General features: G+C 70.7%; 25 protein-coding genes, 1 tRNA gene and 1 other RNA gene. 13 read left to right on the forward strand and 14 right to left on the reverse strand.

The genetic code is table 11. From position 1 onward, the window contains the following. Positions 1–34: 34 nt before the first annotated feature. The 9 genes from AB0I89_RS28065 to AB0I89_RS28105 all read right to left on the reverse strand — a co-directional run bounded on the left by AB0I89_RS28065 (position 35) and on the right by AB0I89_RS28105 (position 9,147). The gene (locus AB0I89_RS28065) at positions 35–1,135 is read right to left on the reverse strand and encodes an ABC transporter ATP-binding protein (protein ID WP_357132895.1); all 1,101 of its coding nucleotides are present in this window, start codon (positions 1,133–1,135) and stop codon (positions 35–37) included. Beyond that, a complete protein-coding gene (locus tag AB0I89_RS28070) occupies positions 1,132–2,118 on the reverse strand; it encodes an ABC transporter ATP-binding protein (RefSeq protein ID WP_357132897.1) in 987 nt (328 codons plus the stop codon). Before AB0I89_RS28070 ends, AB0I89_RS28065 begins: the two co-directional genes overlap by 4 nt. A 49-nt stretch (positions 2,119–2,167) precedes the next feature. After that, positions 2,168–3,181 (reverse strand): ABC transporter permease, encoded by a 1,014-nt coding sequence (locus AB0I89_RS28075; RefSeq protein WP_357132899.1) that lies wholly within the window; start codon positions 3,179–3,181, stop codon positions 2,168–2,170. Further along, positions 3,178–4,185 carry an ABC transporter permease gene (locus tag AB0I89_RS28080; protein ID WP_357132901.1) on the reverse strand — a complete coding sequence of 336 codons (1,008 nt, stop codon included), beginning with the start codon at positions 4,183–4,185 and terminating at the stop codon, positions 3,178–3,180. Before AB0I89_RS28080 ends, AB0I89_RS28075 begins: the two co-directional genes overlap by 4 nt. 97 nt (positions 4,186–4,282) lie before the next feature. Then, entirely contained in the window at positions 4,283–5,956 is a 1,674-nt protein-coding gene (locus AB0I89_RS28085; RefSeq protein ID WP_357132903.1) for an ABC transporter substrate-binding protein, read from the reverse strand. 254 nt (positions 5,957–6,210) lie between these two features. Then, complete coding sequence (locus AB0I89_RS28090; RefSeq protein ID WP_357132905.1) at positions 6,211–6,654, reverse strand: hypothetical protein; 444 nt, start codon at positions 6,652–6,654, stop codon at positions 6,211–6,213. Between the two features lie 86 nt (positions 6,655–6,740). Next, entirely contained in the window at positions 6,741–7,334 is a 594-nt protein-coding gene (gene recR / locus AB0I89_RS28095; protein WP_355052561.1) for a recombination mediator RecR, read from the reverse strand. A gap of 8 nt (positions 7,335–7,342) precedes the next feature. After that, on the reverse strand, positions 7,343–7,651 hold the full coding sequence (locus tag AB0I89_RS28100) for a YbaB/EbfC family nucleoid-associated protein (protein ID WP_357132973.1): 309 nt from the start codon (positions 7,649–7,651) through the stop codon (positions 7,343–7,345). Between the two features lie 257 nt (positions 7,652–7,908). Beyond that, positions 7,909–9,147, reverse strand: coding sequence for a hypothetical protein (locus tag AB0I89_RS28105; RefSeq protein ID WP_357132907.1), 1,239 nt, complete (start codon positions 9,145–9,147; stop codon positions 7,909–7,911). Between the two features lie 97 nt (positions 9,148–9,244). Here AB0I89_RS28105 and AB0I89_RS28110 point away from each other — a divergent pair, with 97 nt between their 5' ends. Next, positions 9,245–9,985: a DUF998 domain-containing protein gene (locus tag AB0I89_RS28110; RefSeq protein WP_357132909.1), complete on the forward strand. Its 741-nt coding sequence runs from the start codon at positions 9,245–9,247 to the stop codon at positions 9,983–9,985. Here AB0I89_RS28110 and AB0I89_RS28115 read toward each other — a convergent pair. Together AB0I89_RS28115 and ffs are read right to left on the reverse strand one after the other, a co-directional pair. Continuing rightward, positions 9,882–12,863, reverse strand: a complete 2,982-nt coding sequence (locus AB0I89_RS28115; protein ID WP_357132910.1) for a DNA polymerase III subunit gamma and tau — start codon at positions 12,861–12,863, stop codon at positions 9,882–9,884. The two genes, AB0I89_RS28110 and AB0I89_RS28115, sit on opposite strands and share 104 nt — an antisense overlap. Positions 12,864–13,044: 181 nt before the next feature. Then, an RNA gene (gene ffs, locus AB0I89_RS28120) (signal recognition particle sRNA small type) lies at positions 13,045–13,134 on the reverse strand. Positions 13,135–13,216: 82 nt separating this feature from the next. Between ffs and AB0I89_RS28125 the strand changes: the two genes are divergently transcribed. Together AB0I89_RS28125 and AB0I89_RS28130 are read left to right on the forward strand one after the other, a co-directional pair. After that, positions 13,217–13,301: transfer RNA gene (locus AB0I89_RS28125), tRNA-Ser, on the forward strand. Between the two features lie 76 nt (positions 13,302–13,377). Beyond that, positions 13,378–14,214: a class I SAM-dependent methyltransferase gene (locus AB0I89_RS28130; protein ID WP_357132912.1), complete on the forward strand. Its 837-nt coding sequence runs from the start codon at positions 13,378–13,380 to the stop codon at positions 14,212–14,214. A gap of 63 nt (positions 14,215–14,277) precedes the next feature. Here the strand turns inward: AB0I89_RS28130 and AB0I89_RS28135 are convergent, their stop codons facing one another. Then, on the reverse strand, positions 14,278–14,520 hold the full coding sequence (locus AB0I89_RS28135) for a flavin reductase (protein ID WP_357132914.1): 243 nt from the start codon (positions 14,518–14,520) through the stop codon (positions 14,278–14,280). Positions 14,521–14,718: 198 nt separating this feature from the next. Here AB0I89_RS28135 and AB0I89_RS28140 point away from each other — a divergent pair, with 198 nt between their 5' ends. The 4 genes from AB0I89_RS28140 (at position 14,719) to AB0I89_RS28155 (ending at position 16,940) form a co-directional block, all read left to right on the forward strand. Next, positions 14,719–15,486: a helix-turn-helix transcriptional regulator gene (locus tag AB0I89_RS28140; RefSeq protein ID WP_357132916.1), complete on the forward strand. Its 768-nt coding sequence runs from the start codon at positions 14,719–14,721 to the stop codon at positions 15,484–15,486. After that, positions 15,477–15,668 (forward strand): DUF397 domain-containing protein, encoded by a 192-nt coding sequence (locus AB0I89_RS28145; protein ID WP_357132918.1) that lies wholly within the window; start codon positions 15,477–15,479, stop codon positions 15,666–15,668. Before AB0I89_RS28140 ends, AB0I89_RS28145 begins: the two co-directional genes overlap by 10 nt. Positions 15,669–15,798: 130 nt before the next feature. Continuing rightward, a complete protein-coding gene (locus AB0I89_RS28150) occupies positions 15,799–16,353 on the forward strand; it encodes a hypothetical protein (protein WP_357132975.1) in 555 nt (184 codons plus the stop codon). 92 nt (positions 16,354–16,445) lie between these two features. Further along, complete coding sequence (locus AB0I89_RS28155; RefSeq protein WP_357132977.1) at positions 16,446–16,940, forward strand: hypothetical protein; 495 nt, start codon at positions 16,446–16,448, stop codon at positions 16,938–16,940. 58 nt (positions 16,941–16,998) lie between these two features. Here the strand turns inward: AB0I89_RS28155 and AB0I89_RS28160 are convergent, their stop codons facing one another. Then, a complete protein-coding gene (locus AB0I89_RS28160) occupies positions 16,999–18,615 on the reverse strand; it encodes a carboxylesterase/lipase family protein (protein WP_357132920.1) in 1,617 nt (538 codons plus the stop codon). A gap of 176 nt (positions 18,616–18,791) precedes the next feature. On the opposite strand from AB0I89_RS28160, the gene AB0I89_RS28165 reads away from it, so the two are divergent. Further along, the gene (locus AB0I89_RS28165; protein WP_357132922.1) at positions 18,792–19,727 is read left to right on the forward strand and encodes a TetR/AcrR family transcriptional regulator C-terminal domain-containing protein; all 936 of its coding nucleotides are present in this window, start codon (positions 18,792–18,794) and stop codon (positions 19,725–19,727) included. Between the two features lie 4 nt (positions 19,728–19,731). On the opposite strand, the gene AB0I89_RS28170 is transcribed toward AB0I89_RS28165, so the two are convergent. Next, positions 19,732–20,364, reverse strand: a complete 633-nt coding sequence (locus AB0I89_RS28170) for a TetR/AcrR family transcriptional regulator (RefSeq protein ID WP_357132924.1) — start codon at positions 20,362–20,364, stop codon at positions 19,732–19,734. A 129-nt stretch (positions 20,365–20,493) separates the two neighbouring features. Between AB0I89_RS28170 and AB0I89_RS28175 the strand changes: the two genes are divergently transcribed. From AB0I89_RS28175 to AB0I89_RS28195, 5 genes are all read left to right on the forward strand, one after another. Further along, the gene (locus AB0I89_RS28175; RefSeq protein ID WP_357132926.1) at positions 20,494–21,243 is read left to right on the forward strand and encodes an SDR family oxidoreductase; all 750 of its coding nucleotides are present in this window, start codon (positions 20,494–20,496) and stop codon (positions 21,241–21,243) included. Positions 21,244–21,534: 291 nt separating this feature from the next. Continuing rightward, a complete protein-coding gene (locus AB0I89_RS28180; protein WP_357132928.1) occupies positions 21,535–22,392 on the forward strand; it encodes an isocitrate lyase/PEP mutase family protein in 858 nt (285 codons plus the stop codon). Position 22,393: 1 nt separating this feature from the next. After that, positions 22,394–22,969 carry a histidine phosphatase family protein gene (locus AB0I89_RS28185; protein ID WP_357132930.1) on the forward strand — a complete coding sequence of 192 codons (576 nt, stop codon included), beginning with the start codon at positions 22,394–22,396 and terminating at the stop codon, positions 22,967–22,969. Between the two features lie 13 nt (positions 22,970–22,982). Then, positions 22,983–24,095, forward strand: a complete 1,113-nt coding sequence (locus AB0I89_RS28190; protein ID WP_357132932.1) for a thiamine pyrophosphate-dependent enzyme — start codon at positions 22,983–22,985, stop codon at positions 24,093–24,095. Between the two features lie 21 nt (positions 24,096–24,116). Next, positions 24,117–24,971 (forward strand): TauD/TfdA family dioxygenase, encoded by an 855-nt coding sequence (locus tag AB0I89_RS28195; protein ID WP_357132934.1) that lies wholly within the window; start codon positions 24,117–24,119, stop codon positions 24,969–24,971. Positions 24,972–24,975: the final 4 nt, after the last annotated feature.

Here is a 24,975-nt window from a genome sequence, read left to right on the forward strand (position 1 = left end):
AGGGGCCGTCCGTGACGGACGGCCCCTGACCGTGTCACGGGGTGGGGATCAGCTCGCCGGGCGGGTCGACCGGGCCGGTGCCGTCGGTCGGGCGGACCAGCTCCACCTCGACCTCGTGCGGGCGGATCCGACCGGCGGCGATGTCCTCGGCGAAGTGGCAGGCCACCCGGTGCCCGCCGACCACGTCCCGCAGCTCCGGTCGCTCGCTCGCGCAGCGGGTCGGCTGCGCCCACGGGCACCGGGTGTGGAAGCGGCAGCCCGTCGGCGGGTTGCTGGGCGAGGGCAGGTCACCGGCGAGCAGGATGCGCTCGCGGCGGTCCTCGACGACCGGGTCGGGCACCGGCACCGCGGACATCAGCGCCCGGGTGTAAGGGTGCATCGGCTCGCGGTACAGGTCGTCGCTGGACGCCTCCTCGACCAGACCGCCGAGGTACATGACGCCCACGGTGTCGGCGATGTGCCGGACCACCGCCAGGTCGTGCGCGATGATCAGGTACGTCAGGCCGCGCTCGTTCTGCAGATCCTCGAGCAGGTTGAGCACCTGCGCCTGGATCGACACGTCGAGTGCGGAGACCGGCTCGTCGGCGACGATCAGGTCCGGGTTGAGCACCAGGGCCCGAGCGATGCCGATGCGCTGGCGCTGACCGCCGGAGAACTCGTGCGGGTACTTGCTGAGGGCGGACGCGGGCAGGCCCACCGCCTCCAGCGTCTCGCGCAGTCGCCGGTTCGTCTCGGCCTTGTCGCCGGCCAACCCGTGCGCCTTCAGGCCCTCCACCAGCAGCGACTCCACCGACTGCCGGGGGTCGAGGCTGGACAGCGGGTCCTGGAAGATCATCTGCATGCGGCGACGGGCCCGCCGCATGGCCTCGCCCTCAAGGGCGCGTACGTCGGTGCCGTCGAACACGATCTCGCCGTCGGTGGGCTCGACGAGCCGCAGCAGGCCACGGCCGAGGGTCGACTTGCCGCAGCCGGACTCGCCCACCAGCCCGTACGTCTGGCCCTTGCGGATGCTCAGCGACACGCCGTCGACCGCGTAGACGTACCCGACGGTCCGGTCGAAGAGCAGGCCGCTCTTGATCGGGAAGTGGACCTTGACATCGCGCAGCTCGATCAGCGCAGGGGTCTCGTCGGTCATCGGACCGCCACCTCCTCAGAGACGGGGTTGTTGCAGCGCAGGTCGCCGCCGGTGGCGGTGGGTTCGAGCGGCGGGGGCCCTTCCAGGCACGCGTCCACGACGTGGTCGCAGCGCGGCGCGAACGCACACCCCTCGGTCCACGGGATGTTGTCGGCGACCGACCCGCGGATCGCGTGCAGTCGCTCGCCGCGCGGGGAGTCCAGCCGCGGCACCGAGTTGAGCAGCCCGTGGGTGTACGGGTGCCGGGCGTGCGCGAACAGCTCGTGCCGCCGCGCCCGCTCGATCACCTTGCCCCCGTAGAGCACGTTGACCGTGTCGCAGAGCCCGGCCACCACGCCCAGGTCGTGCGTGATCATGATCAGCGCGGTGCCGCTCTCGTCCACCAACTGCTTGAGCAGCGTGAGGATCTGCGCCTGGATGGTCACGTCGAGCGCGGTGGTGGGCTCGTCGGCGATCAGCAACCGGGGCTTGCAGGCCAACGCGATGGCGATCAGGGCGCGCTGGCGCATGCCGCCGGAGATCTGGTGCGGGTACTCGCTGAGCCGCCGCTGCGGGTCGGGGATGCCGACCGCGTCGAGCAGGTCCCGTGCCTCCCGCAGCGCCTGCTTACGGTCCCGGCCCTGGTGGCGTTCCAGCACCTCGGCCACCTGCACACCGATCGGGATGACCGGGTTCAGCGACGACAGCGGGTCCTGGAAGATCATGCCGATGTCCCGGCCGCGCCGGTCACGCATGTCGCCCGGTCGCAGCTTCAGCAGGTCCGCGCCGTCGAACAGCACCTCTCCACTGACCCTGTTGCCGCGCTTGGGCAGCAGACCCATGATGGCGAGGCTGGTCACGCTCTTGCCGCAGCCGGACTCGCCGACCAGGCCGACGGTCTGCCCCGGCTCCACCGTGAAGCTGACCTTGTCGACGGCGTTGAAGGGTCGCTCGCCGCGCCGCTGGAACACGACGCTCAGGTCACGCACGTCGAGCAGGCTCATCGGGTCACTTCCTTACTGCTGTGGTCCTTGCTGATCGGGCACACCGCGATCACCGCCGGTTCTTCGGGTCGATGGCCTCGCGCATCGCCTCACCGAACAGGGTGAAGCCGAGCGCGACCACGATGATCGCCAACGCCGGGTAGTAGGCCAGTTCCGGGCGTACCTCGAAGTAGCGCACACCGGCGTCGCCGAGCATCGCGCCCCACTCGGCCCGGTCCCGATCGGGGTCGCCGAGGCCGAGGAACGAAAGCGACGCGGCCTCGATGATCGCGACGGAGAGCGTCAGCGTCGCCTGCACGATTACCGCGGTCATGGCGTTGGGCAGCATGTGCCGCAGCACGATGCTGCGCTGCTTGACGCCCAACGCCCGCGCGGCCAGCACGTGGTCGCTCTCCCGCTGGGCGAGCATCGAGCCGCGCAGCAGCCGGGCGAAGATCGGCACGTTGACGATGGCCACCGCCATGATGACCGTCCACTGGCTCGACTTGCTGGCCAGGGCGACCAGGGTGATCGCCAGCAGCAGGGCGGGCAGGGCCAGCATCACGTCGGTGATCCGCATGAGGATGTTGTCCACCCAACCGCCGACGGCGCCGGCGATCGCACCGAACAGCACGCCGATGGCGAGCCCGATGAGGGTGGCGAGGACGCCGACGAAGAGGGTCTGCCGGCTGCCGTAGACCAGGCGGGACAGCAGGTCCCGGCCCAGCTCGTCCGAACCGAGGGGGAAGCCGTCCATGGGCCCGGCGATGTTGTTGGGCGTAAGGACGTCAGTCAGCTCGTCGAAGCGCTGCACCGGGTCGTGCGGGGCGATCAACGGCGCGAAGATCGCCACCAACACGAAGAGCGCGATGATGGTGGCGCCCACGATGGCGGCCGGGTTGCGGCGCAGCCGACGAAACGCGTCGCGGAGCAGGCTCACGCCGCCGGGGGCGGCGGTGGACTGGGCCAGTTCGTCGAGGCGGGCCTTCTTGCGGTCACTGAGACGGGTGCGGCCCGCGTCGGACGCCTGCTCCTTGTCGCTACGGGGAGCAGGGATGCCGGCCTGCGTGTTTGGTTCGGTCATCGCACACGCACCCTGGGGTCGATGAAGGCGTAGGAGAGGTCCACCAGGAGATTGACCACCACGAAGACCAGCGCGGACAGCAGGATCAGCGCCTGGAGGATCGGGTAGTCGCGGCTGCCGGTGATCGAGTCGGTGATCAGCGTGCCGAGACCACCCCAGTTGTAGACCTTCTCGGTGAGGACCGCGCCGGACAACAGCGCGCCGGTCTGGAGACCGATGGTGGTGACCACCGGCAGGAGCGCGTTTCGCAGGATGTGCCGGCCACGGACGGTGCGGTTCCGCAGGCCCTTGGCTTCCGCCGTGCGTACGTAGTCCTCGTTGAGCACGTCCAGCACGCTGGCCCGGGTCATCCGGACGATGACCGCCAGCGGGATCGTGGCGAGCGTGAACGCCGGGAGGATCAGGTGCCAGAGCGCGTCGGCGGTGGCGTCGAACTCCCGGGTGAGCAGGCTGTCCAGGACGAAGAAGCCGGTGATGTTGGTGTTGTCCAACCCGATGCTGACCCGGCCGGACGGCGGGAACCAGTGGATGTTCTGGGTGAAGACGTCCTTGAGCAGATAGCCCAGGAAGAAGATCGGGATCGAGACGCCGAGCAGCGTGCCCACCACCGTCAGGTGGTCGAGGATCCGGCCGCGCCAGCGGGCGGCGAGATAACCCAGTGGGACGCCCAGCCCAACCGCGATGAGCATCGCCGTGAGGGCGAGCTCCACGGTGGCCGGGAAGGCCCGGCCGATGACCTCGGTGACCGGGTCACCGGTACGGATCGAGTTGCCGAGGTCACCGGTGAGGATCCGCTGCATGAACTTGCCGTACTGCACGAGGATCGGCTGGTCGTAACCGAGCGCCTTGGTCAGCAGAGCCCTGGTCTCGGGGGTCGCCCGTTCACCGAGCAGCGCGTCGACCGGGCCGCCGGGCAGGTTCCGCAACCAGACGAAGATCAGCGCCGACAGGGCTATCAGCGTCACCACCAGCTGTAGCAGGCGGCGGACTATGACTCGCAACATCTCTCACACACCAGACTCTCGATGGTCGCGGAATCGGCCCGGGCGGGGGAAACCCCCAACCCGGGCCGATTCCGCCTACGGCATCAGCCGATTGACGTCACTTCTTGACGCTGACGGTGTTGAACCGCTCGTCGGTCAGCGGGCTGGCCTTCAGGCCCTCGACGTCCTTGGTGACGACGATCGCCGGCGGCGCGTGCCAGACCGGCACGGCCGGCAGCCACTTGGCCGCGATGTCCCGGTTGACCTGCTCCCAGGCGGCCTTCTTGCCGGCGTCGTCGACGGTGCCGTCGGCCTTGGCGATCGCGTCGAACATCTCGGTCATGCCCTGGTCGCCGAACTCGGCCTTGCCCCGGCCGAAGAAGGTGCCGACGAAGTTGCCCGGGTCGTTGTAGTCACCGGTCCAGCCGAGGATGTGCAGGTCCTGCTTGCCGAACGTCTGCACGTCGTCCTTGAAGCCGCCGTTCCACGGGCGAGGAACGCCGTTGACCTTGATCCCCACGGCCTGGAGGTCGTTGGCGAGGATCGTGAAGATCTCCTGCGGGTTCGGCATGTACGGCCGGGAGACGTCCGGCGGGTAGTAGAAGTTCAGCGTCAGACCCTCGGCACCGGCCTCCTTGAGGAGCTGCTTGGCCTTGTCCGGGTTGTACTCGTACTTCTGCACGTCCGGGGCGTAGCCGAGCACGGTGTCCGGCATGAACTCGTCGGCGACCTTGGCGCCGGTCGGGCCCTTGGTCTGCGCGAGCTGCTGGCGGTTGAGCGCGTAGGCGATCGCCTGCCGCACCCGCAGGTCCTTGAGCTTCGGGTTCTTCTGGTTGATGCCCAGGTAGAGGATGTTGAACGCGGGGCGGGCGATGACCTGGAAGCCCTCGTCGCCGAGCGCCTTGGTGTCGGCCGGGGCCGGGAAGTCGATGCCCTGGACGGTACCGGCACGCAGCTCCTGCTTGCGGGTGTTCTCGTCCTTGATGATCTTGATGATCATCTTGTCGACCTTGGCCTTGTCACCGAAGTAGTCCGGGTTCCGGTTGAGCGTGATCTCGCCCTTGGTCTTGTCCCAGCCACCGAAGGTGAACGGGCCGGTGCCGACCGGGTGCTCGTTGGCGAAGGCGCTGTACTCGAACGAGTCGCCGTTCTGCTTCACCGTGTTGGCGTCGTACTTCTTCAGCGCCTCGGGGCTCGCGATCGAAAGCGAGGTAAGCGCGAAGGCGCCCGGGAAGGCACCCTTGTACTTCTTGAGCGAGAGGACGGCGGTTCCGTCGTCCTTGGCCTCGCACTTGTCGTAGATCGACTCGCCGGCGCCCTCGGCCTCGTTCTTGGCGAAGCCGCCGAAGACGTCCATGTAATAGATCATGTTCGCCTGGGCCGCGGCGCCCTGCATGTTGTACCAGCGGTCGAAGTTGTAGCAGACCGCCGCCGCGTTGAAGGGGGTGCCGTCGTGGAACTTCACGCCCTGCCGCAGCTTGAAGGTCCAGACCTTGCCCGTCGGGTCGTGCTCCCAGCTCTCGGCCAGGCCACCGGTCAGCTCAGCCGTGCCCGGCTTGTGGCTCACCAGGGTGTCGAACATCTGCCGGACCGGCCGGAACGACTCGCCGTCGTCGTTGAAGATCGGATCGAAGTTCTTCGGGTCACCGGCACCCGCGAAGATGAAGGTGCCGCCAGTCTTGGCCTCGCCACTGTCGCCGTCGCGCTCGCTCTCCGCGCAGCCGGCCGCGCCGACCGCCAGAGCGGCAACGGCCGCGATGGCCATGGCCGTTTTAAGCCTTCTCGCCTGCATCTCTCACCTCTGTCATGCGCATGACCACGCCGAGCTGTGGCTCGGTCCGTGTGCGGGAGGCTATGACATGTAACACCGGAAGCGGAACGGCCGTCAGGCAATCGCTACCAACCCGACACCTTGCGCAGACGTCTAACAGTCATCGGCAGGACGAACGCATCGAGCGACACATCGACCGCGTTGCTCTGGGACGCGACGAGGCCACCGTCGGCCACCGGATGACGCGGGCCACAGACGGCATCCGGAGCGGTCGATCAGGAAACGGGCGGTGGGCAGACCTCCAACCGCTCGACGTCCGCACCGGCCCGGGCCGCGCCCAGGTCGTGGAACGTCACACGGTGGCACGCGTCGACGCTGACCCTGCCGAACATCGTGCCGTAGGGGGCGGAACCGTACACGGTCACCACCAGGTCAGGTGCCCGGCGGACTTCCCGCACCTCGACCTGGGTGCCCTCCGCGACCACCGCCAGGCGTTCGTCGGTTGGCGTCGGGTCGTCGGTGGCGACCACGGCGTCGCCGAACGACCGGGCGTTCCGGATCACGGTGGCGTCGGCCGCGGCCTCACTCGCGCGACTCTTCGCCGCGAGTCTCCGGCTCCCCACCTCGATCGTCACGAGGACGCCGGCGAAGGCCAACGCCAGCACGGCCGTCAGCACCGCCGGAGCCCAGGACCGCTTTTCCGAACGCCGCGTCGCCACACGCCACCTCCCCAGGTACGCCGATGGGCCCGCGCTCATCGCGCGGACCCAGTCAGTTGTAGCCCACCGGTGACGATCTGTGGGGGTCAGACAGCCCGGCGGCCCTCGAAGGCACGACCCAGGGTGATCTCGTCGGCGTACTCGAGGTCGCCGCCGACCGGCAGACCGCTAGCCAGCCGGGTCACCGCGATCCCCATCGGCTTCACCATCAGCGCCAGGTAGGTGGCGGTCGCCTCGCCCTCGGTGTTGGGGTCGGTGGCGAGGATCAGCTCCCGCACCGCGCCGCCGCTCAACCGGGTCAACAGCTCCCGGATGCGCAGATTGTCCGGGCCGATCCCTTCCAGCGGATTGATCGCTCCACCCAGCACGTGGTAGCGGCCCCGGAACTCACCGGTCCGCTCAATGGCCACCACGTCCTTCGGCTCCTCCACCACGCACAGCACCTCGTCGGTGCGGCGCGGGTCGCGGCAGATCCGGCACTGCTCGGACTCGGCCACGTTGTAACAGGTCGTGCAGAAGCGCACCAGCTCCTTGACCTTGCGCAGCGCGCCGGCCAGCCGGTTCACGTCGGCGGGATCGGCCGAGAGGACGTGGAACGCGATCCGCTGGGCGCTCTTCGGGCCCACGCCCGGCAGTCGCCCCAGCTCGTCGATCAGATCCTGGATGGCGCCTTCGTACATCTGCCGGCTCAGAAACCGGGCAGGCCGAGGCCGCCCATGCCGCCGGTGACCGGGCCCATCTTGCGCTCGGTCAGCTCACGCGCCGCCTCGGCGGCGTTGTGCACGGCCGCCACCACCAGGTCTTCCAGCGTCTCCACATCGTCCGGGTCGACGGCCTTAGGGTCGATCTTGACGGCCTTCAGCTCGCCGGCACCGGACACGGTCGCGGTGACCAGCCCGCCGCCGGCCGTGCCGGTCAGCTCGGCCTCGGCCAGCTCGGCCTGAGCGACGGCGATCTGCTGCTGCATCTTCTGCGCCTGCTTCAGCATCTGCTGCATGTTCGGCTGTCCACCTGGGCGCACGGATGGCTCCTTCTCGCACTCGTCTGCTCGGCCGCCGACCAGCCTAGCCGCTGGGACCGACGTCGCCGTGCCCGGTGCGTCCGCCCACGCCGGGAGCGCCACGGCTGGCAGATCCGGTCGTCGGCGATGAGCCGGGCTGAGGAGATCGAGCCGCCGACCTCACCACCCGGCTCGGGGACCGACCCGGTATCAGCGACATCGCGTGCCCCACCCGGCGGGTACGCGGTGGCTGGTCAGAACCGATCGAGCTGCGCGCGGACCAGCGACTCGACGATCGGCACCGACCCCGCCGAGCCGCCCGCCGCGCTGGCGATCACGATGAGCTGGTCGCGCCCGGCGACCGCCCACACGCCGGGCCGTTCGGCACCGATGAAGACCGTCGACCCCGGGACGCTGGCCAACTCGGCCAACTCCCCGGGAGTGACCTGCTGGAGGTCGGCATAGGAACGCCGGAACTGGTTGGCCGACTCGGTCGAGTTGAACTCGAGCAGGGTGATCGAGATCGAGGTGCCGTCCGGTTGTGTCCAGGCCGATCCGGCCACGTGGACGACGTCGGCGTCCGCCTGCTCGGCGAGCAGGAAGGTCCGCTCCCGGGAGAGCGGCAGCACCCGGCCCAGGTCGACCTGGTCGTCGCCCGCGGCGGGCGCGACGGTCGTCGAGCCGACCGGTGCCGCCACCACCAGGGTGTCGAGCGCATCGAGCTGCTGCTCCTGCGCCGATCCGATCGCGTGCCAGGTGACGGTGACCAGGAGGCCGGCCACACCGAGAACCGCCACCACCCCGACGATCGGTGCCGGACGCCGCCACCACGGGGCCATCGTTCGGACGTTCGGGCGTGATCCCTGCCAGACGAAGGGTGTCGACTCCGGCACCGCCGGCGGGATCGTCGCGGCCCGTTCGTCGTCAAGCGTGGCGTCCGCAGCCGGACTCGCGGCGTCCGCAGCCGGACTCGCGGCGTCCACTGCCGGAACCGCGGCGGGGGCCGGCAGCTCCGGCAGCGTGGTGACGGCGCGCACGAGCAGCACCACCCCCACCAGGCCGAGCCACACGCCACCGAGGAGGGTCGTGCTGGGGCGATCCTCCAATGGGAAGCCGCTGACGTCGATGGCTGCCGTGGCGGGCAGGAGGGTGCCGATTCCCAGCACCATGCCGAGCAGCATGGCCGCCAGCCGCAGACCGAACCGCCACGGCGGGCGCACCCAGGCCACCACCGGCAGCGCCAGCAGGGCCACCCATCCGACGCACAGCGGTTGCCAGTAGCCGGGTAGCTCGGTCAGCGCGAAGGTCCGCACCTCGGTCGAGGGCGGACTACCGATCAGTTGGTCAAGCGTGGTCAGACCCGGACGCACGGAGACCCATGGCACGGTCCATGCCTGAACCAGGATGAACAGACCGACGACGGTAGCCACCGCGGACTTGACGCGACGACTGCCGGTATCGGCCGCCCCCTCTCCGGCAGAGGTGATCTTCACGGCGCACATCCTGACAGCACAGGTACGGCTACCACTACCCCGAACCGGCCGTCTGCCGGTAGTGCGCCGCTACCCGCCGTACTGGTCTGCTCGACGTATGAATCTCAACCGCAGTGGCCGCGTCGCCGCGCTCTGCTGGGCGGTGGCCGCGCCGATCTTCCTCGTGGCCAGTCTGATCACCGGCCTGCGGTGGCGCGAGCCGACCTACAGTTGGGCCACCCACAACATCAGCGACCTCGGCAACGTGCACTGCGGGATCTGGGACACCACCCGTCCCCGTCTGGTCTGCTCGCCCTGGCATCCACTGATGAACGCGGCGATGCTGGCCACCGCCGTACTGCTCGCCACCGGACTGCTGCTGACCTGGCGACTGTTCGGCCGGGGCACGGTGGTGCGCTCGGCGCAGATCCTCCTGCTGCTGGCCGCCGGTGGGTACGCCCTCGCCGCGCGCTATCCGGCCGACGTCGACGAGAACCGACACGTGCTGGGCGCGTTCCTGATCATGGGTGTGGGCAACGTCGGCCTCCTGCTCGCCGGTTTCGCGCCCGACTCCACGGTGCTCGGCCGATGGCGACGACTCTCCCTCGCCGCCGGGCTCACCGCGTTGATCGGGACCGTCCTGTTCGTCGCCCAGCAGGGCACCGGCATCGGGGTGGGCGGCATGGAACGCGTCGCCGTACTGCCCTTCCCGCTGTGGGCCTGCTGCCTCGGCGTCCTGCTGGGCGAAGCGCCCGCTACCGAGCATCCACCTCGTCGATCTTCTCAGCGCCGAAGGTCTCCCGCAGCAGCCGTACCGCCTGCTCCTCGCTCGACTCCCGGGCCGTCTTCTCGTCGATGACCTCGTCCAACGGCTCGTCGCCCGGGTCGAACCCCTCGTAGGTGGGTTTCGCCGCCGGGGCCGCGCCGCCCGGCCGTCCGCCGCGCAACGGTCCGTCGTAGTCCGGGTCGTAGGGAGGTTCGCCCGCCCATTCCGCGTCCGCGGTGGGCCGGCTCGCCGATGGGGTACGCGCACCGCGCCCCGCCGCCGCCGCGCGAGCCGCGGCGATGGCGCTGCTCACCGGTGCGCCACCGGCTGACGCCGGCTGCCGGGTCGCCGGTGTCGGGTTGTCCCGCCCGCCCGGCTTACCGCCACCGGCCAGCGCGCCGGGGCCACCCGCAACACCGGGTCCGCCGCCGTTGGCGATACTGCCGTTCGTCCTTGCACCGTTCGTGCCGGTCGATGCGGGGTCGCCCGACGTGGCGTCGGAGCGTGCGGTGCCTTCGGCTGACGCGCCGCCGGGGCGGGCAGCCTCCGGCCACGCCTCGTCATCGGCCGCCTCGGCGGCCGGCGCTCCGCCGCCGGGGAGCGCTGCCTCCGGCCAGTCGTCCTCCAGGCCGGCGGCGGTCGAGGTCGGCACGGCCGGTGGGGTGCTCGTCGGGCCCGAAGCGGCAGCCACCGTCGGCCCGGCACTCGGGCCGGGTGCCGCAGGCAGCGCACTCGACGGGCCGGACGCGGCCGCAGCCGCGGCGCTCGGACGGGGTGCCGCGGGCGGCGCACTCGACGGGCCGGACGCGGCCGCGGGCCCGGCGCTCGGACGGGATGCCGCAGGCGGCGCACTCGACGGGCCGGAAACGGCAGCCACAGTCGGCGCGGCGCTCTGGCCGGGCTCGACGGGCGGCGCGCTCGTCGGACTGGCGGCGGCCGCGTTCGGTGTGGCGGGTCGGGTCGGCGCGGCCGCCTGGGGACGCGGGCCGGACAGCGACGCGGCACCCCGCTCGCCGGCCACCTCGCAGCGGATCTGCCAGCGCCCGCCCAACTCCTCGTAGAGCGCGTCGGTGAGCACCGCCGCGTGGTCGGCCATCATCTTGGCCAGCACGGAGGACTTCACGGTCAGGACCAGCATGTCGCCGTCGAGTTCGCGGACCACCGCGTCGCGCATCAGGGCGGCGATCCGCTTGTTGGTCCGGTTGACCTTGCCGACCACGTCGGGCCAGACCCGCCGCACCGCTACCGCGTCCAGTGGCGGGGCCGGCGTACCGGGGCGGGGCGGAGCGGGCGTCGCCGGGTCGGGCAGTACAGCCGACGGCGGTACCGCGCGACGCGGGGTCGAGCCGGTGCCCGGTCCGGCGGGCGACACGGGCGCGGCCGTCGGGGCGGCGGCCGACGCGCCGGGCGACACCGGAATCGGGGAGTCCGCTCCCGAGGGCGCGTGCACACCTCGGCTGCCCGAGGCGACATCGGCCGAGCCAGCAGCGCCACCGGCACCCGAGGCGGCATCCGGCCTGCCAGCAGCGCCACCGGCCGCCGAGGTGGCATCTGCCGAGCCAGCGATTCCGGCGGCCGAGCCGGCGGCGGTAGCGGTCGGGGCGGCCGAGCCGGCGGCGGTCGGGGCGGTGGAAGCCGAGGCACCTGCGGTTCGCGGAGCCGGGGACGCCGTCGGGTCGACATCCCACGGCGGGGCGGACGTCGGGGCGGCGGCGGGTGTGGGGGCTGCGGCAGCCGGGACCGGAGGGGCGTGCTGTGGGCGTACCCCTGGGGTGGTGGCCGGCGCGGACCCGGCGGGGTCGGCGCCACCCAGGGTGAGGCGGCGTTCCATCCGTTCGAGGCGCTGGAGCAGGCCGCCGGTGGAGTCGTCCACGCCGGGCAGCAGCATCCGGGCGCAGATCAACTCAAGCAGTAGGCGGGGTGCGGTGGTGCCGCGCATCTCGACCAGGCCGTCATGCACGATGTCGGCGCAGCGGGAGAGCGTGGCCGAGCCGAGTTGCGAAGCCTGGGCGGCCATCCGCTCGATCTGGTCCCCCGGGCCGTCGATCAGACCCTTCGCTGCGGCGTCCGGCACCTGCTGGATCACGATCAGGTCGCGGAGCCGTTCCAGCAGGTCGGAGGCGAACCGGCGCATGTCGTGCCCGGCCTCGGCGACCCGGTCGACGGTGGCGTAGGCGGCGGCGCCGTCACCGGCGGCCAGCGCGTCGCACATCTCGTCGATCAACGCGGAGTCGGTGACCCCGAGCAGGGAGACGGCTCGGGCGTAGCTGACGCCCTCCGGGCCGGCGCCGGCGATGAGCTGGTCGAGCACGGAGAGGCTGTCCCGCATGCTGCCGCCACCGGCGCGCACCACGAGCGGGAAGACCGCCGGCTCGACGGTGACGCCCTCGGCCTGGGTGAGCTGCTCCAGGTACGGGCGGACCACCTTCGGCGGGAACAGCCGGAACGGGTAGTGGTGGGTGCGCGACCGGATCGTGCCGAGGACCTTCTCCGGCTCGGTGGTGGCGAAGATGAACTTGACGTACTCCGGGGGCTCCTCGACCAGCTTGAGCAGGGCGTTGAAGCCCTGGGTCGAGACCATGTGCGCCTCGTCGATGATGTAGATCTTGAAGCGGCTGCTGGCCGGCGCGAAGAAGGCGCGCTCGCGCAGCTCGCGGGCGTCGTCGACGCCACCGTGGCTGGCCGCGTCGATCTCGATCACGTCGATGGAGCCGGTGCCGTCGGCGGCCAGCGAGCGGCAGGACGCACACTTGCCGCACGGTTCGGGGGTGGGGCCCTGCTCACAGTTGAGCGAGCGGGCCATGATCCGGGCGCTGGTGGTCTTGCCGCAGCCGCGCGGGCCGGAGAAGAGGTAGGCGTGGTTGAGCCGGCCGCTACGCAGCGCCTGCGACAACGGCTCGGTGACGTGCTCCTGCCCGATGACCTCGGCGAAGGTACGTGGCCGGTACTTGCGGTACAGCGCCAGCGTCACTCGTCCCGCCTCCTCTCGACCGAGCCATTCTGCGCCGGTCGGGCGCGGGTGACCACCCACCCCGCCGGGTCGCCTGGACCGTCGCGCTTGATCGACTCGGCTTCTTGGAAACCGGGGTGTCCGCGCGCCTCTGACAGCCCGACATCATGCACGTCGGTGTGGATCAAGGCCCCGGGAACGAAAAGGCCTCCCGTGCACCCGGCAGAGCTCGCTTATCCTTGCTGCCTTCCGGCCCTGGGGAGGTTCACGAGATACCGCCGCACGGGAGGTGACGCCAACCCTACCCGACGGCTCGTCGATCTTCGGGGGGTGGTGGGGTGTCCCGGTCGACGGCGGCCTGTATCCTGGCTCGCGGAGGATTCGCCTAGAGGCCTAGGGCGCACGCTTGGAAAGCGTGTTGGGTTTACACCCTCACGAGTTCGAATCTCGTATCCTCCGCTCGCGGAGCATGATCGACGCCCGGCAGACCGATAACAGGTCGGCCGGGCGTTGTCGTTGTGGTCTCATCGATGCCATGGCTGACTCGACCTGGCAGTGGGACGAGACGTTGTACGCCGGCAGCGCCCGGCACTACAGCGTCGGCCGGTGGCCGTACCCGCCCGAAGTCGCCGAGGCCATCGGCACCGCGCTCAACCTGGACGGCACCGGCCGGCTCCTGGACGTGGGCTGCGGTCCCGGTTCGTTGACGCTGCTGCTCGCGCCCCTGTTCGAGGCGGCGGTCGGGGTGGACGCCGACCGGGACATGCTCACCGAGGCGCGACGCCTGGCCAGCGAGGCCGAGGTGACCAACGTCGAGTGGCGGCACCTGCGGGCCGAGGAACTGCCCGCCGACCTGGGTACGTTCCGGGTCGCCACGTTCGCCCAGTCGTACCACTGGATGGATCGGCCGCTGGTGGCCCGCCGGGTCCGCGACATGCTCGCGCCCGACGGGGCCTGGGTTCACGTCGGCGCCACCACCCACCAGGGCATGGCCGACGACGACCCACTGCCGTACCCCCGTCCGCCCTGGCCGCGGATCAACGAACTGGTCGCGCGCTACCTGGGGCCGGTCCGCCGGGCCGGACAGGGCTCGCTGCCCACCGGCACCCCCAGTGGCGAGGCGGAGATCATGCTCGCCGCCGGCTTCTCCGGCCCCACCCGACTGACCGTCGAGCAGGGGATGGTCGTGCAGCGGTCGGTGGACGAGCTGACGTCGGCGGTGTTCTCACTGTCCAGTTCGACGCCGCACCTGTTCGGCGATCGGCTGCCCGCCTTCGAGGCGGACCTGCGCGAGCTGTTGACGACGGCGGCGCGGGACGGCTTCTTCGCCGAGCGCCGGCGCGACGTGAGCATCGCCATTTGGCGACCCTGACGCCGCCGCACTCGGCCGGTCAGCTCCCGCACAGTCCCAGACCCGCAGTGCAGCCCAGAACGCTCACCCTCGGGCGCGGGTCCAGGCCAGGAAGCGGTCGGTGAGCCGGGCCGGATCGACGTCCCGGAGGTGTTCGCTGGCCTCGCTCAGCAGTGTCGCGAGGTAGATCGTCAGCGCGACCCGATCGCCCCGGTACTCGCCGAGTAGCCGGAGCTTCGCCGCTGAGCAGGGCCAGGCGATACCGCAGGCCTGGCATCGCCAGGTGGGTCGGGTCGGCAGGTGGTTCCGGTGGCGACGGCGCGGCATGGGTGGACCTCCTTCCCTGGTGGAAGGGGTCACCCCGCCTCCGCGTCGGGGCGACCCCGGGACTGACGCCGACCGCCGGGCTGCTGCGCCTCCACCGGCCACGCCGTCTTCTGTGGACCACAGTGCGGCGCGTCACCGGGCACCTACAGGGCGTAGCTATATGGTTCTCAGATATTCGAGACATCCGATGGAGGGGCCGTGAACGACGCGTTGCGGGTAGCACTGAACGACACCGGGCACACCACCGAATCCCTCGCCGAGAACGTCGGCGTCGACCCGAAGACCGTCGCGCGCTGGTTGGCCGAGGGGCGCATCCCGCATCCTCGGCACCGCCTGGCGGCAGCGGAAGCCCTCCACAAGAACGTGTCGGACATCTGGCCGGACACTGCGAGACGTCGTGACCCCATTTGGTTCCGTCCCTGGCAGGAAATCGAGCGCGAGGCGGTGTCCCTGCGGTGGTACGAGTCGACGGTCCTGCCGGGGCTGTTGCAGACCGAGGCGTACGCCCGAGCGGTCCTCGGCGGCGCGGGCCTGATCCCCCGGAGCGAGGTCGAGCGGCACCTCGCCGTTCGACTCAACCGGCAGGGTGTGCTCAAGCGGGACGACCCGCCGCAGTTCACGGCGGTCATCGACGAGGCGATCCTGCGCCGGCCGGTGGGCGGCCGGTCGACCATGCGCGAGCAGATGCTGGCCCTCGTCGCGGCCTGCGCCGAGCCGCACATCCGGGTGCACGTCGTGCCGGCCTCGGTCGGCGCGTACGCCGGACTGAACGGGCCGTTCGTGATCGCGCACAGCCACGATCATCGGGTCGCCGGCTACCTGGACAACCAGCTTCAGGGACAAGTGGCTAGCGACCCCGACGACATCGCGGCCATGATGGCGGCATGGGAGAACGTGCGCGGCGAGGCGCTGTCGCACTCACAGTCGGTCGAGCTGATGACGGAAGTGGCGGAATCATGGAGTTGAATGGCGCGCGGTGGCGCAAGAGCACCCGCAGCAGCGGCAACGGCGGCGCGTGCGTCGAGGTCGCCGACAACCTGCCCGGCGTGGTCGGCGTGCGGGATTCCAAGGACCCGACCGGTCCGGCGCTCGCCTTCACGCCGACGGCCTGGCGCGCGTTCCTGGCCGATCTCGGCGACCGCGCCTGAGTCCCCGACCACGCACCCGCCGGGCCGCCCGGTTCCGCAGCGCCGCGTACCGTGCCAGGCACGGACGGCGGCGAGGACGACCGTCGTACACATGTTCTATCCACAGGTTGTGGACGACGGCGGGGGTGTGATGGCGTACCAGCTCAGCGCGGTGGTCGCGGACGCGGACCTGCTCCGCGAGCACACCGCCGAGCTGGACCACGCCGTCCTCGGTGAGCTGCGTCAGGATTTCGCGCTGCTGCCGGTCACCCCGCAGTTGGTGGCCGAGCTGACCGGATCGCTACCGGACTACGTGGCGGACGACCGCAGCGCCGAGCAGCCGTTCGACCTCGTGTTGTCGCCGCCGCTGGTCGAGTTGCTGGCCGTGTGGTCACGTTCGGGGCCGGTGGCGTACCTGGAGGCGGAGTTCGGCGGCGGCGTCGGCCACCAGTCGGCCGTGGTGTGGCTCGGCGGGGCGCTGTCCTGGGGCCCGCGCTTCGACGACGTGCTGGAAGCCCCACGGGAGGAGTGGCCGATCAATGCGGCACTCGTCCGACTCGGCGTCGAGCGTGGGGCATGGATTGATCCGTTCGCCGAGCTGGGGTTGCATCTGGAACGCAACACCGCCGGGTGGCTGGCGCACGGGCGGCGTCGACTCAGCGCCGACCACTGGGACGATCTGATCGAACAGTGGGAAAACCAGTAATCCGTCGGCGGGCAGCAACCTGAACGGCCCAGCCCCGTTGGGGACTGGGGGATTCCATGAAATTGCGACAATTCACGTTTATTGCCATGCTGCTGACTGCCGCCTCGATCGCGGGCAGCGGTGCGCCGTCCGCTGGGCCGATGCCCGCGAACCGGCCCGCCGGCGTAGTCGAGATCATCGACCTGAACGGCCTGCGCGACATCGAGTTCGGTGACACCGAGGCCGAGCTGACCCGCCGGGGCGTCCTGCGTACCGACCTGGACGCCTGCGGACCGGTCCTCGCCGGCCACGACACGGCCAGTCCCGTCTTCGTCGAGGACAAACTGGTGCTGCTGTGGGTCGGCGACCCGATGCGCACACCGGAGGGCATCACGGCCGGCTCCCCGGTCGAGGAGGTCTGGGACCGCTACCCGTCGGTCACCCGGCTGCCCGCTCCACAGGGGACACACCGGCTCGACGGGCTGCTCGCCCGCAGCGGCGACCGCGCGTACCTGTTCCTGCACGACGGGCGCACGGTCCGAAAAACCATCGCCGGGTACGCCGAGTGGGCGCGCCGCCTCTTCGACGAGGGCGCCGGTCCCTGCTGACCCGCCTCGGCACGGCGGGCGGCCGGTCCCACGTTTGGAACGACCGTCTGCTCAGATGTCAGCCGCGCAGCGACCGCCAGAAGTCGTACGAGTGCTCTGCCGTGAAGTCCGTCGTGCCCGACCCGCCGCCACCGGCCAGGACCCGCACGTACCCGGAGCGGTCGCGCAGTCGGGGCCACCCGGGCCGACCCGTCCGGGCGAAGTCGCTCCAGGCGCGGACCATCTCGCCGGAGAGCCGCCGCTGGGTGGGCGTGAAGGCCTCGGCGTAGTCGACGTCGAACAGGTACGGCAGTTCGGCGCAGTGGTACGCGCCGGTCGGGAAGGTCGGCGTCGGCCCTTCGGCGAAGAACGGCGCATCCTCGTCGGCGAACTCGTATAGGTACGTCGGCACGGTCCGGGCGAACGCCAGCGCGGCCGAGTAGATCGGCTCCGCGTACGCCTGGTCGGTCCACACGGCCCCCAACGCCTCGCTGGCGGAGCGCGTGTCGTCGCTCGGATAGCGGGCCAGCACCTCCTGCGCCCGGTCGCCGAACATGGCGCGTACCTGCTCGCGGTACTGGTCGTCGGTGAGCGGGCACGACTCGGGCGGCTGCCCCGGGGCGGGCGGCTGGGGGCAGTTCATCCCGCTGCGTTCCATCCCCCACACCTGGAGCGTGGACTCGTCGCGGTTCGTCCCGGTCAACACCGGCACCGGGTGCAACCGACCGCTGACCAGCGCGTCCGCCGGATCCACCGGCAGGGTACGGCCGTCGACCACCGGGCCCAGGTCGACGCCCGCGCCCGGGTAGCCGACCGCGTCGACGAGCGTTGCGGCGTCCCGCCCCCGAAGGCAGGCGGCGAGCACACCGGGGTCGGTGCAACCCACCCGCCCGGCCAACTCCCGCGCCGCCTCGACCGCCTCCGCCCGGGTCTGAACGGGGTTGGCGCACGAATTGCTCTGCATGATCGCGCGGTGGAACAGGCCGGCGGAGCCGGGCGCGGCGAGGTGGGCGCAGACACTTGTCGCGCCGGCCGACTGGCCGGCCAGGGTGACGCTGCCCGGGTCCCCGCCGAAGGCCGTCGCGTTGCGGCGCACCCAGCGCAGCGCCGCCTGCTGGTCCTGCAACCCGTAGTTGCCGGTGGACCCGTCCGGCCCGGCCAGCGCCGGATGCGCCAGGAAGCCGAGCGCACCGAGCCGGTAGTTCACCGTGACGACGATGACGTCGCCGTCGGCGGCCAGCCGCTCCCCGCCGTAGGCGTCACCCTGGCCGAAGCGGAAGTCGCCGCCGTGCAGCCACACCAGCACCGGTCGTGGCGTCCGAGCGGGGGTGCGGGGCGTGGTGACGTTGAGGTAGAGGCAGTCCTCGGACGCCGACGGGTCGTCCATCGGCAGCCCCTTCAGTTGAGCGCAGGCGGGGCCGGGCCGGGTCGCGTCGCGTACGCCCGTCCACTGTGGCCCGGGTCGCGGTGGGGCCCAGCGCAGCGCGCCCAGCGGCGGACGCGCGTACGGGATGCCCTCGAACGTCAGGTGGTCCGGCGCGACGCTCCCCCGGAGGGCGCCCTGGTCGGTCCGCACCACGGCCGCGCCCTGGCGATCGGCCGCCTCGGCGGCCGGGCCGACCGCCGTCGCTGCCGTCGCGAGGAGCGCGGTCGCGCCCATCGCGACGACCCACCGACGGTACGGGATGCTGGTCATCACAGTCTCCGATCATCGAACCCGGTACGGCGTATCGGCCGTCTGCGGCGAGCATGTCGATTCGGCGACGGGTCGACCAGGTAGCTCTAGTGCACCCACGAGCGGCCGGCTGGAAATGTTGACGGACGGGTTCGGGTGCTCTAGTGCGCTAGGCTTCGGTCGGCGGAAGGGCGACCGTGCCGGAGATCGACGAGTCCACACCCCCGTACCTGCGCATCGTCGCGGAGCTACGGCGGCGCATCGCGTCCGGTGAGCTGGGCCCCGGCGACCGGGTGCCGTCCACCCGCCAGCTCGTCCGGGAACGGGGCGTCGCGATGGCGACCGCGAGCCGCGCCCTCACCGCGCTCCGGCAGGAGAACCTGATCCGGGCGGTGCCCGGCGTGGGCATGGTGGTCGCCGGCTCGGAGCCCGCGACGCCCGGTCGGGGCGGACGGGCCGAGGTGCGGCGCGGACCCCTGCACGGGGTGACCCGCGACCAGGTGGTGCGTACGGCCATCGGCATCGCCGACGCCGAAGGGCTGGCCGGGCTCAGCATGCGGCGCATCGCGACCGAGCTGGACGTGCCGACCATGTCGCTGTACCGGCAGGTCCACGGCAAAGAGCACCTGCTGCTGCTGATGGCGGACGCCGCCTTCGCCGCGTATCGGCTGCCCGGCACGCTCCCGCCCGGGTGGCGGGCCCAACTGGAGCTGCTCTGCCGGCTGCAGTGGTCGATCTACTGTCGACACCCCTGGCTGGCCCAGGTCGTCTCGTTGACCCGTCCGCTGATGGCCCCGCACGCCGTCGCGCACACGGAATGCGCCCTGCGCGCCCTCGCCGGATGCGGGCTGGACCGGCACACCCGGCTGCACCTGGTGGTCGCCCTCGCCAACCACGTACGGGGGACGGCGGTGAACCTCCAGCAGGGGGCCGAGGCGGAACAGGACACCGGCCTGACCGATGACGAATGGATGGTGGCCCAGGCCGACGCGTTGGGCCGGCTACTCGCGGCCGGCGAGTTCCCGCACCTGGCCCGGCTCTCCCGGTCGGCAATCGACCTCAGCGCCGACAGCCTCTTCGAGTTCGGGCTGCAACGGCTCCTCGACGGGGTGGCGGCGCTCGTTCGAGCGTGAGCGCTCAGGCCGGGTTGTCCGCAGTCGCGGGGCGGCGCGCCCCGGACACGGCGGCGAACCCGGCGAGCGCGATCTCCGCCGTCTGCCGCAGCTCGTCGCGAGGGACCCCGGCGGCGGCGTGGATCGCCTGCCCCTCGGTGACGCTCATGACGAATCGGGCCAGCGCGGCCGGGTCGGCGTCGGTCGGCAGGTCACCCTCGGAGACGGCACGGGCGAACCGGTCGGCGAGGGCCCGCTCACCGGCCAGACGGCTGGCGGCGAGGAATTCCGCGACGCCCCCGTTCTCGCTGGAACAGGCGGTGCCGCCCTGGATCGACAGGCAGCCGGCCGGGCGGTCGGGTCGGGTGACGGCGAGCACGTTCTCGCGCAGGAGAGTGGCGACGACCTCGTACGTGGTGCCCTGGGCGATTGCGTGCCGCGCGTACCCCATGTCCTGTTCGGCGTAGCGGGCCACGGCCTTGCGGAACAGCTCCTCCTTGCCGCCGAAGGCGGCATAGAGGCTGGGCTTGTTGATGCCCATGGCCGCGGTCAGGTCGGTCATCGAGGCGCCTTCGTACCCCTGACGCCAGAACACCTCAAGCGCGCGCTCCAACGCCTCGTCGACGTCGAAGCCCCGAGGACGCCCTCGTACCGGCACGGTCGATCACCTCCGGCACCCATCCTAGCCGCGATGAAACCGATCGGTACAGAAATTTGTCGCACGGCCCAGGGGTTGCTACGGTCGGATCAGTACCGCTCGGTACACAATTTTCGAAGGAGACCGATCGTGGGACAGCTCGACGGCAAGACCGCCCTCGTCACCGGGGGCACCACCGGCATCGGCCTGGCCGCCGCCCGCCGCTTCGCCGCCGAAGGCGCGTACGTCTTCGTCACGGGCCGGCGCAAGGGCCCGCTGGACGAGGCGGTGAGCAGCATCGGCGTCAACGCGACGGGCATCGTCAGCGACGTCGGCAACCTCGACGACCTGGACCGGGTGATGCGGGCCATCGAGGAGCGCGGCGCCGGGCTCGACGTGCTGTTCGCCAACGCCGGCGGCGGCGAGTTCCGGCCGCTCGACTCGATCACGGTCGAGCACGTCGCCACCACCTTCGACACCAACGTCTACGGCACCATCTTCACCGTCCAGAAGGCCCTGCCCCTGCTCAACGAGGGCGCCTCGGTCGTGCTGACGGGCTCGACGTCGGCGGTCAGCGGCATTCCGGCGTTCAGCGTCTACGCCGCGTCCAAGGCCGCCATCCGCTCGTTCGGCCGCTCCTGGGCCGCCGAGCTGATGGACCGGAAGATCCGGGTCAACACACTCGTGCCCGGCTCCACCGAGACTCCCGGACTCGCGGGCCTGGCTCCCAGCCCCGGGGAGTCGCCCGCCCTGCTCAAGACGATCGCGTCCACCGTGCCCATGGGCCGCCTGGCCCACCCGGACGAGATCGCCAACGCGGTGCTCTTCCTCGCCTCCGACCAGAGCAGCTTCATGACCGGCAGCGAGCTGTTCGTCGACGGCGGCGAAACGCAGCTCTGACGGGAGAACGCCCGGTCGATCCGCAAGGGGTCGCACCGGGCGTTCCCGTTTTTCCCGAGCGGTGGCGGCCGCACCAGCAACCTCTTCGCCCCGACCCCGTTGAGGCCTGCGGGATTCAATGGAGGGGCTGACCTGCCGATACTGACAGGTTGGCCGACGCATCGATTGGCATCATCCTCGAATACCGACGGAGCCGCTTCCGGGCCCGCTCGACAAGCACTGAGATCGTCGGCAGTATCACGGGAAGAGGTGCCAACCTGCCCAAGGATCCCTAGTCGGAGGAGCCGCAGCGTGACGGTACGTCGAGAGAGGCCCGCAAGACGTCTTTCCGACCTGCTGACAGGGGACAGAATCGCGGTGGTCGCCGGCGCCCACGACGCCCTCTCAGCCCGGCTGGCCGAGCACCGGGGTTTCGACGCCATCTGGGTGAGCAGCTTCGGCGTCACGAATTCACTTGGCCTCGTCGACGAGGGTGTCATCACTCTGAACGAGATGCTGGATGCCGCCTGGCGCATCAAGCGCTCCACCTCCCACCCGGTCATCGTGGACTGCGACACCGGCTACGGAGACGTGATCAACGTACGGCGGCTGGCCCGAGAGGCGGTGGACCGGGGCATCGATGCGATATGCCTCGAGGATCAGGCCTTCCCCAAGAGGAACACGTTCCTGGATGGTGAACACCAGCTCGATGATGTCCATCGCTTCTGTTCGAAGATCACGGCCGCCGCCGGATCCCGGACCGCCGATGACTGCCTGGTGGTGGCGCGCACCGAAGCGCTCTCCCAGGGGTTCTCCGTGGACCACGCACTCGAACGAGCGAACGCCTACGTCGAGGCCGGCGCCGACGCGATCATCATCCAGCACCGATCCAGTGACATGCACGCGCTGGAGGCGTTCGCCGACGGCTGGCGCGGGAGGGCACCCCTCGGGGTGCTGGCCACCTCCATCCGCCAGACAGGCTTCGAGGAGATGCAACGCGCCGGCTTCGCCCTGGCCATCTACGCCAATCAGGGGCTGCGTGCCGCGGTCAGAGCCATGGACGACACGTACCAGTCCATCCTCGGAGCGGGCGGACGTCAACCGGCGGATCTGGCGCTCGCCTCGATGGAGGAGGTCCTGAAGTTGCAGTCGGAATCAGGGTGGAATTGAGATGGAGCTTCTCCTCCTGCGCCACGGTGAGACGGAGTGGAATCTCACGGGCCGGATGCAGGGACTCAGCGACACCCGTCTGACCCGGGCCGGCATCGACCAGGCTCACCAGGCGCTCGCCTCCCTCCCCCCGTTCTCGCAGGTATGGACCAGCCCGCTGCAACGGGCCCGCCTGACCGCCGAGGCGATCGCGGAATCGCAGGACATCCCGTGCCGGGTCGACGAACGGCTGATCGAACGAAGCTGGGGGGCCTGGGAAGGCATGCTGCCGGAGGACGTCGACCAGAAGTGGCCGGGTTGGCGGGCAGCGGGCCGGAAGCCGGACGGATACGAACATGACGAATCCGTCTTCCGCCGCTTCCTGGAATGGCGCGACTCAGTCACCCACGACGGTTCGGCGACGCCGCTCGTAGCCGTGACCCACGGCGGTTTCATGAGCGCGGTGGTCCGCGTTCTCGGCGGCTCGGACAGCGGGTACAAGAATCTCGAGGGCGTATGGATAGGCGAGGTCGAGGAACGGCCATTCATCCGACGCCACGAGGAGTTCATTCCGAACGCACGGAAGCTGACTCGATAAGGGACGGGTGAGCGTGGAGGCGGCAGGCGCAGCCAAACGAATCAGAGAGACCTTCGGCCTGGTCGTCGGTGTGCCGGACTCCTCTCTGACGTTCCTGGGTCCGATCTGGCAGCAGCCGGGCGAGGACGCGTCCGTGTGCACCAACGAGGGCTCCGCCGTGGCGCTGGCCGCCGGCTGGGCGCTCGGCAGCGGCAGATGCGCGCTGGTCTGCATGCAGAACTCGGGACTGCTGAACGCCTTGAATCCCCTCACCTCGCTGACGCACGCCTCCGTCCAGTCCGTCCCCCTGGTCCTCCTCATCGGAATGCGGGGCTGGGCCGGCGACGAGCCTCAACATGAGGCGGTGGGCCGCGCCACGACGAGCCTGCTCCGCACGGCGGACATCCCGTTCCGCACCACCTGCGCGTCCGACCTGTCGGACGTCGTCTCCACGCTGGGCCTGGCTCACCAGCAGGCGGTTGCCAGCAACACGGTGACCGCGGTCCTGGTCGAGGCCGGCGCCGCGCGTCCGCCCACACCTCCGGCGACGGGAGGCCGTGCACTGGAGGACTGGACCAGTCGCGACGCCGTACGACTGGTCCTGGACACTGCCCCGTCCGGAAGCATCGTCGTCGGCTCAACCGGCTTCAACAGCAGACTCGTGCACGAGTACCGCACGGACCATCCCGGCCGGTTCGACGAGTTCGTGTACTGCGTCGGAGCCATGGGTCACGCGTGCTCCGTCGCTCAGGGTCTGGCAGTGGCCCGCCCGGACGTGCCGGTCATCTGCGTCGACGGCGACGGCTCGGCCCTGATGCATCTGGGAGCGGTGCTCCTGCCCACCGCGCTCACCGTCCCGAACTACCGGCACGTGATCGTCAACAACGGCAGCCACGAGTCGGTCGGTGGAGGCGACACGCTCGGATCCCGCTTCAGCTTCTCGGCCCTCGGGCACGACCTCGGCTGGCCCACGGGAGTGTTCCGCGGCCCGACCACGCCTGATGTCCTCACCGCGCTGGGCCGACTGCTGAACGCGACCGGCCCGGTGCTGGTCGAGATGCTGACGCGCCCCGCAGGCGTCGGCCCACCTGCTCGGCCCCGGCCGCCGTTCGTGCGGACGAGGACGACGTCCCATCGGTTCCGGTAGGACTCCGAGGAGGTATGAGTCGTGAATTTCACCCCGTACCAGGTGTTCATGGATCCCGCCGACGTGGCGCGCCTGGAGCGACAGCCGCGCGGGACATGGCGCCGGCAGGTGAGCCGGTTGGTTGACGCCTGCGGCATCGGTGAGGTGCTCACCACGCGCGGCATCGCGGTGTTGTCCGGGCTCGACGATCTCCCCGGCCCGCAGTTGCGGGTCGTCTTCCCCCTGATCTGCGAGGCGCTCGGGACGTTGATCCCACAAAGCGTCGGCCCTTCGGCACAGTTGCTGAGAGAGGTGACGTACCGGGGGAACGACCTGTCGGATCGCACGCTCCGCTACTCCGACAGCCGGGACGGCGGAAGCTTCCATACCGACGGCGTACCCGTTCCCGGCGAGGTGCCGGATCTCATCGCCCTTCTCTGCCTGCGTCAGGCGGCGGCCGGCGGTGAACTCGTCTTCATAGACTCGCAGGAGATCCTGCGGCTGGCGTCGGCACAGATGCCGGACATCCTCGACGTCCTGGGTAACCAGTTCCACTTCGACCAGCGGCGCAAGGACGCACCCGGTGCCACGATCGTACGGCGGGTCGTCGAGCGCTCGGGGGCCGACGACCGCGCGCACCACTTAACATATCTGCGGGACTATATCGAGTCCGGGCATGCGATGCCGGGGGTGCGGCCGCTGACTCCGGCCGAGACGAGGGCCATGGATCTCCTCGACGCCATGATGGCCAGCGAGGCTCTACACATCGAGGGGCGGCTGCTCCGGGGGCAGATCGTGATCAGCGACAACCGGCGTTACCTGCACGGGCGTCATGCCTTCGTCGACGCGTCCGAGGGCGCGGGGAGACTGATGCTGCGAGCCTGGATCAGGCGATGATCAA

The organism is Micromonospora sp. NPDC049801 (assembly GCF_040656575.1).
In the GTDB taxonomy this organism is placed as follows: Bacteria; Actinomycetota; Actinomycetes; order Mycobacteriales; family Micromonosporaceae; genus Micromonospora.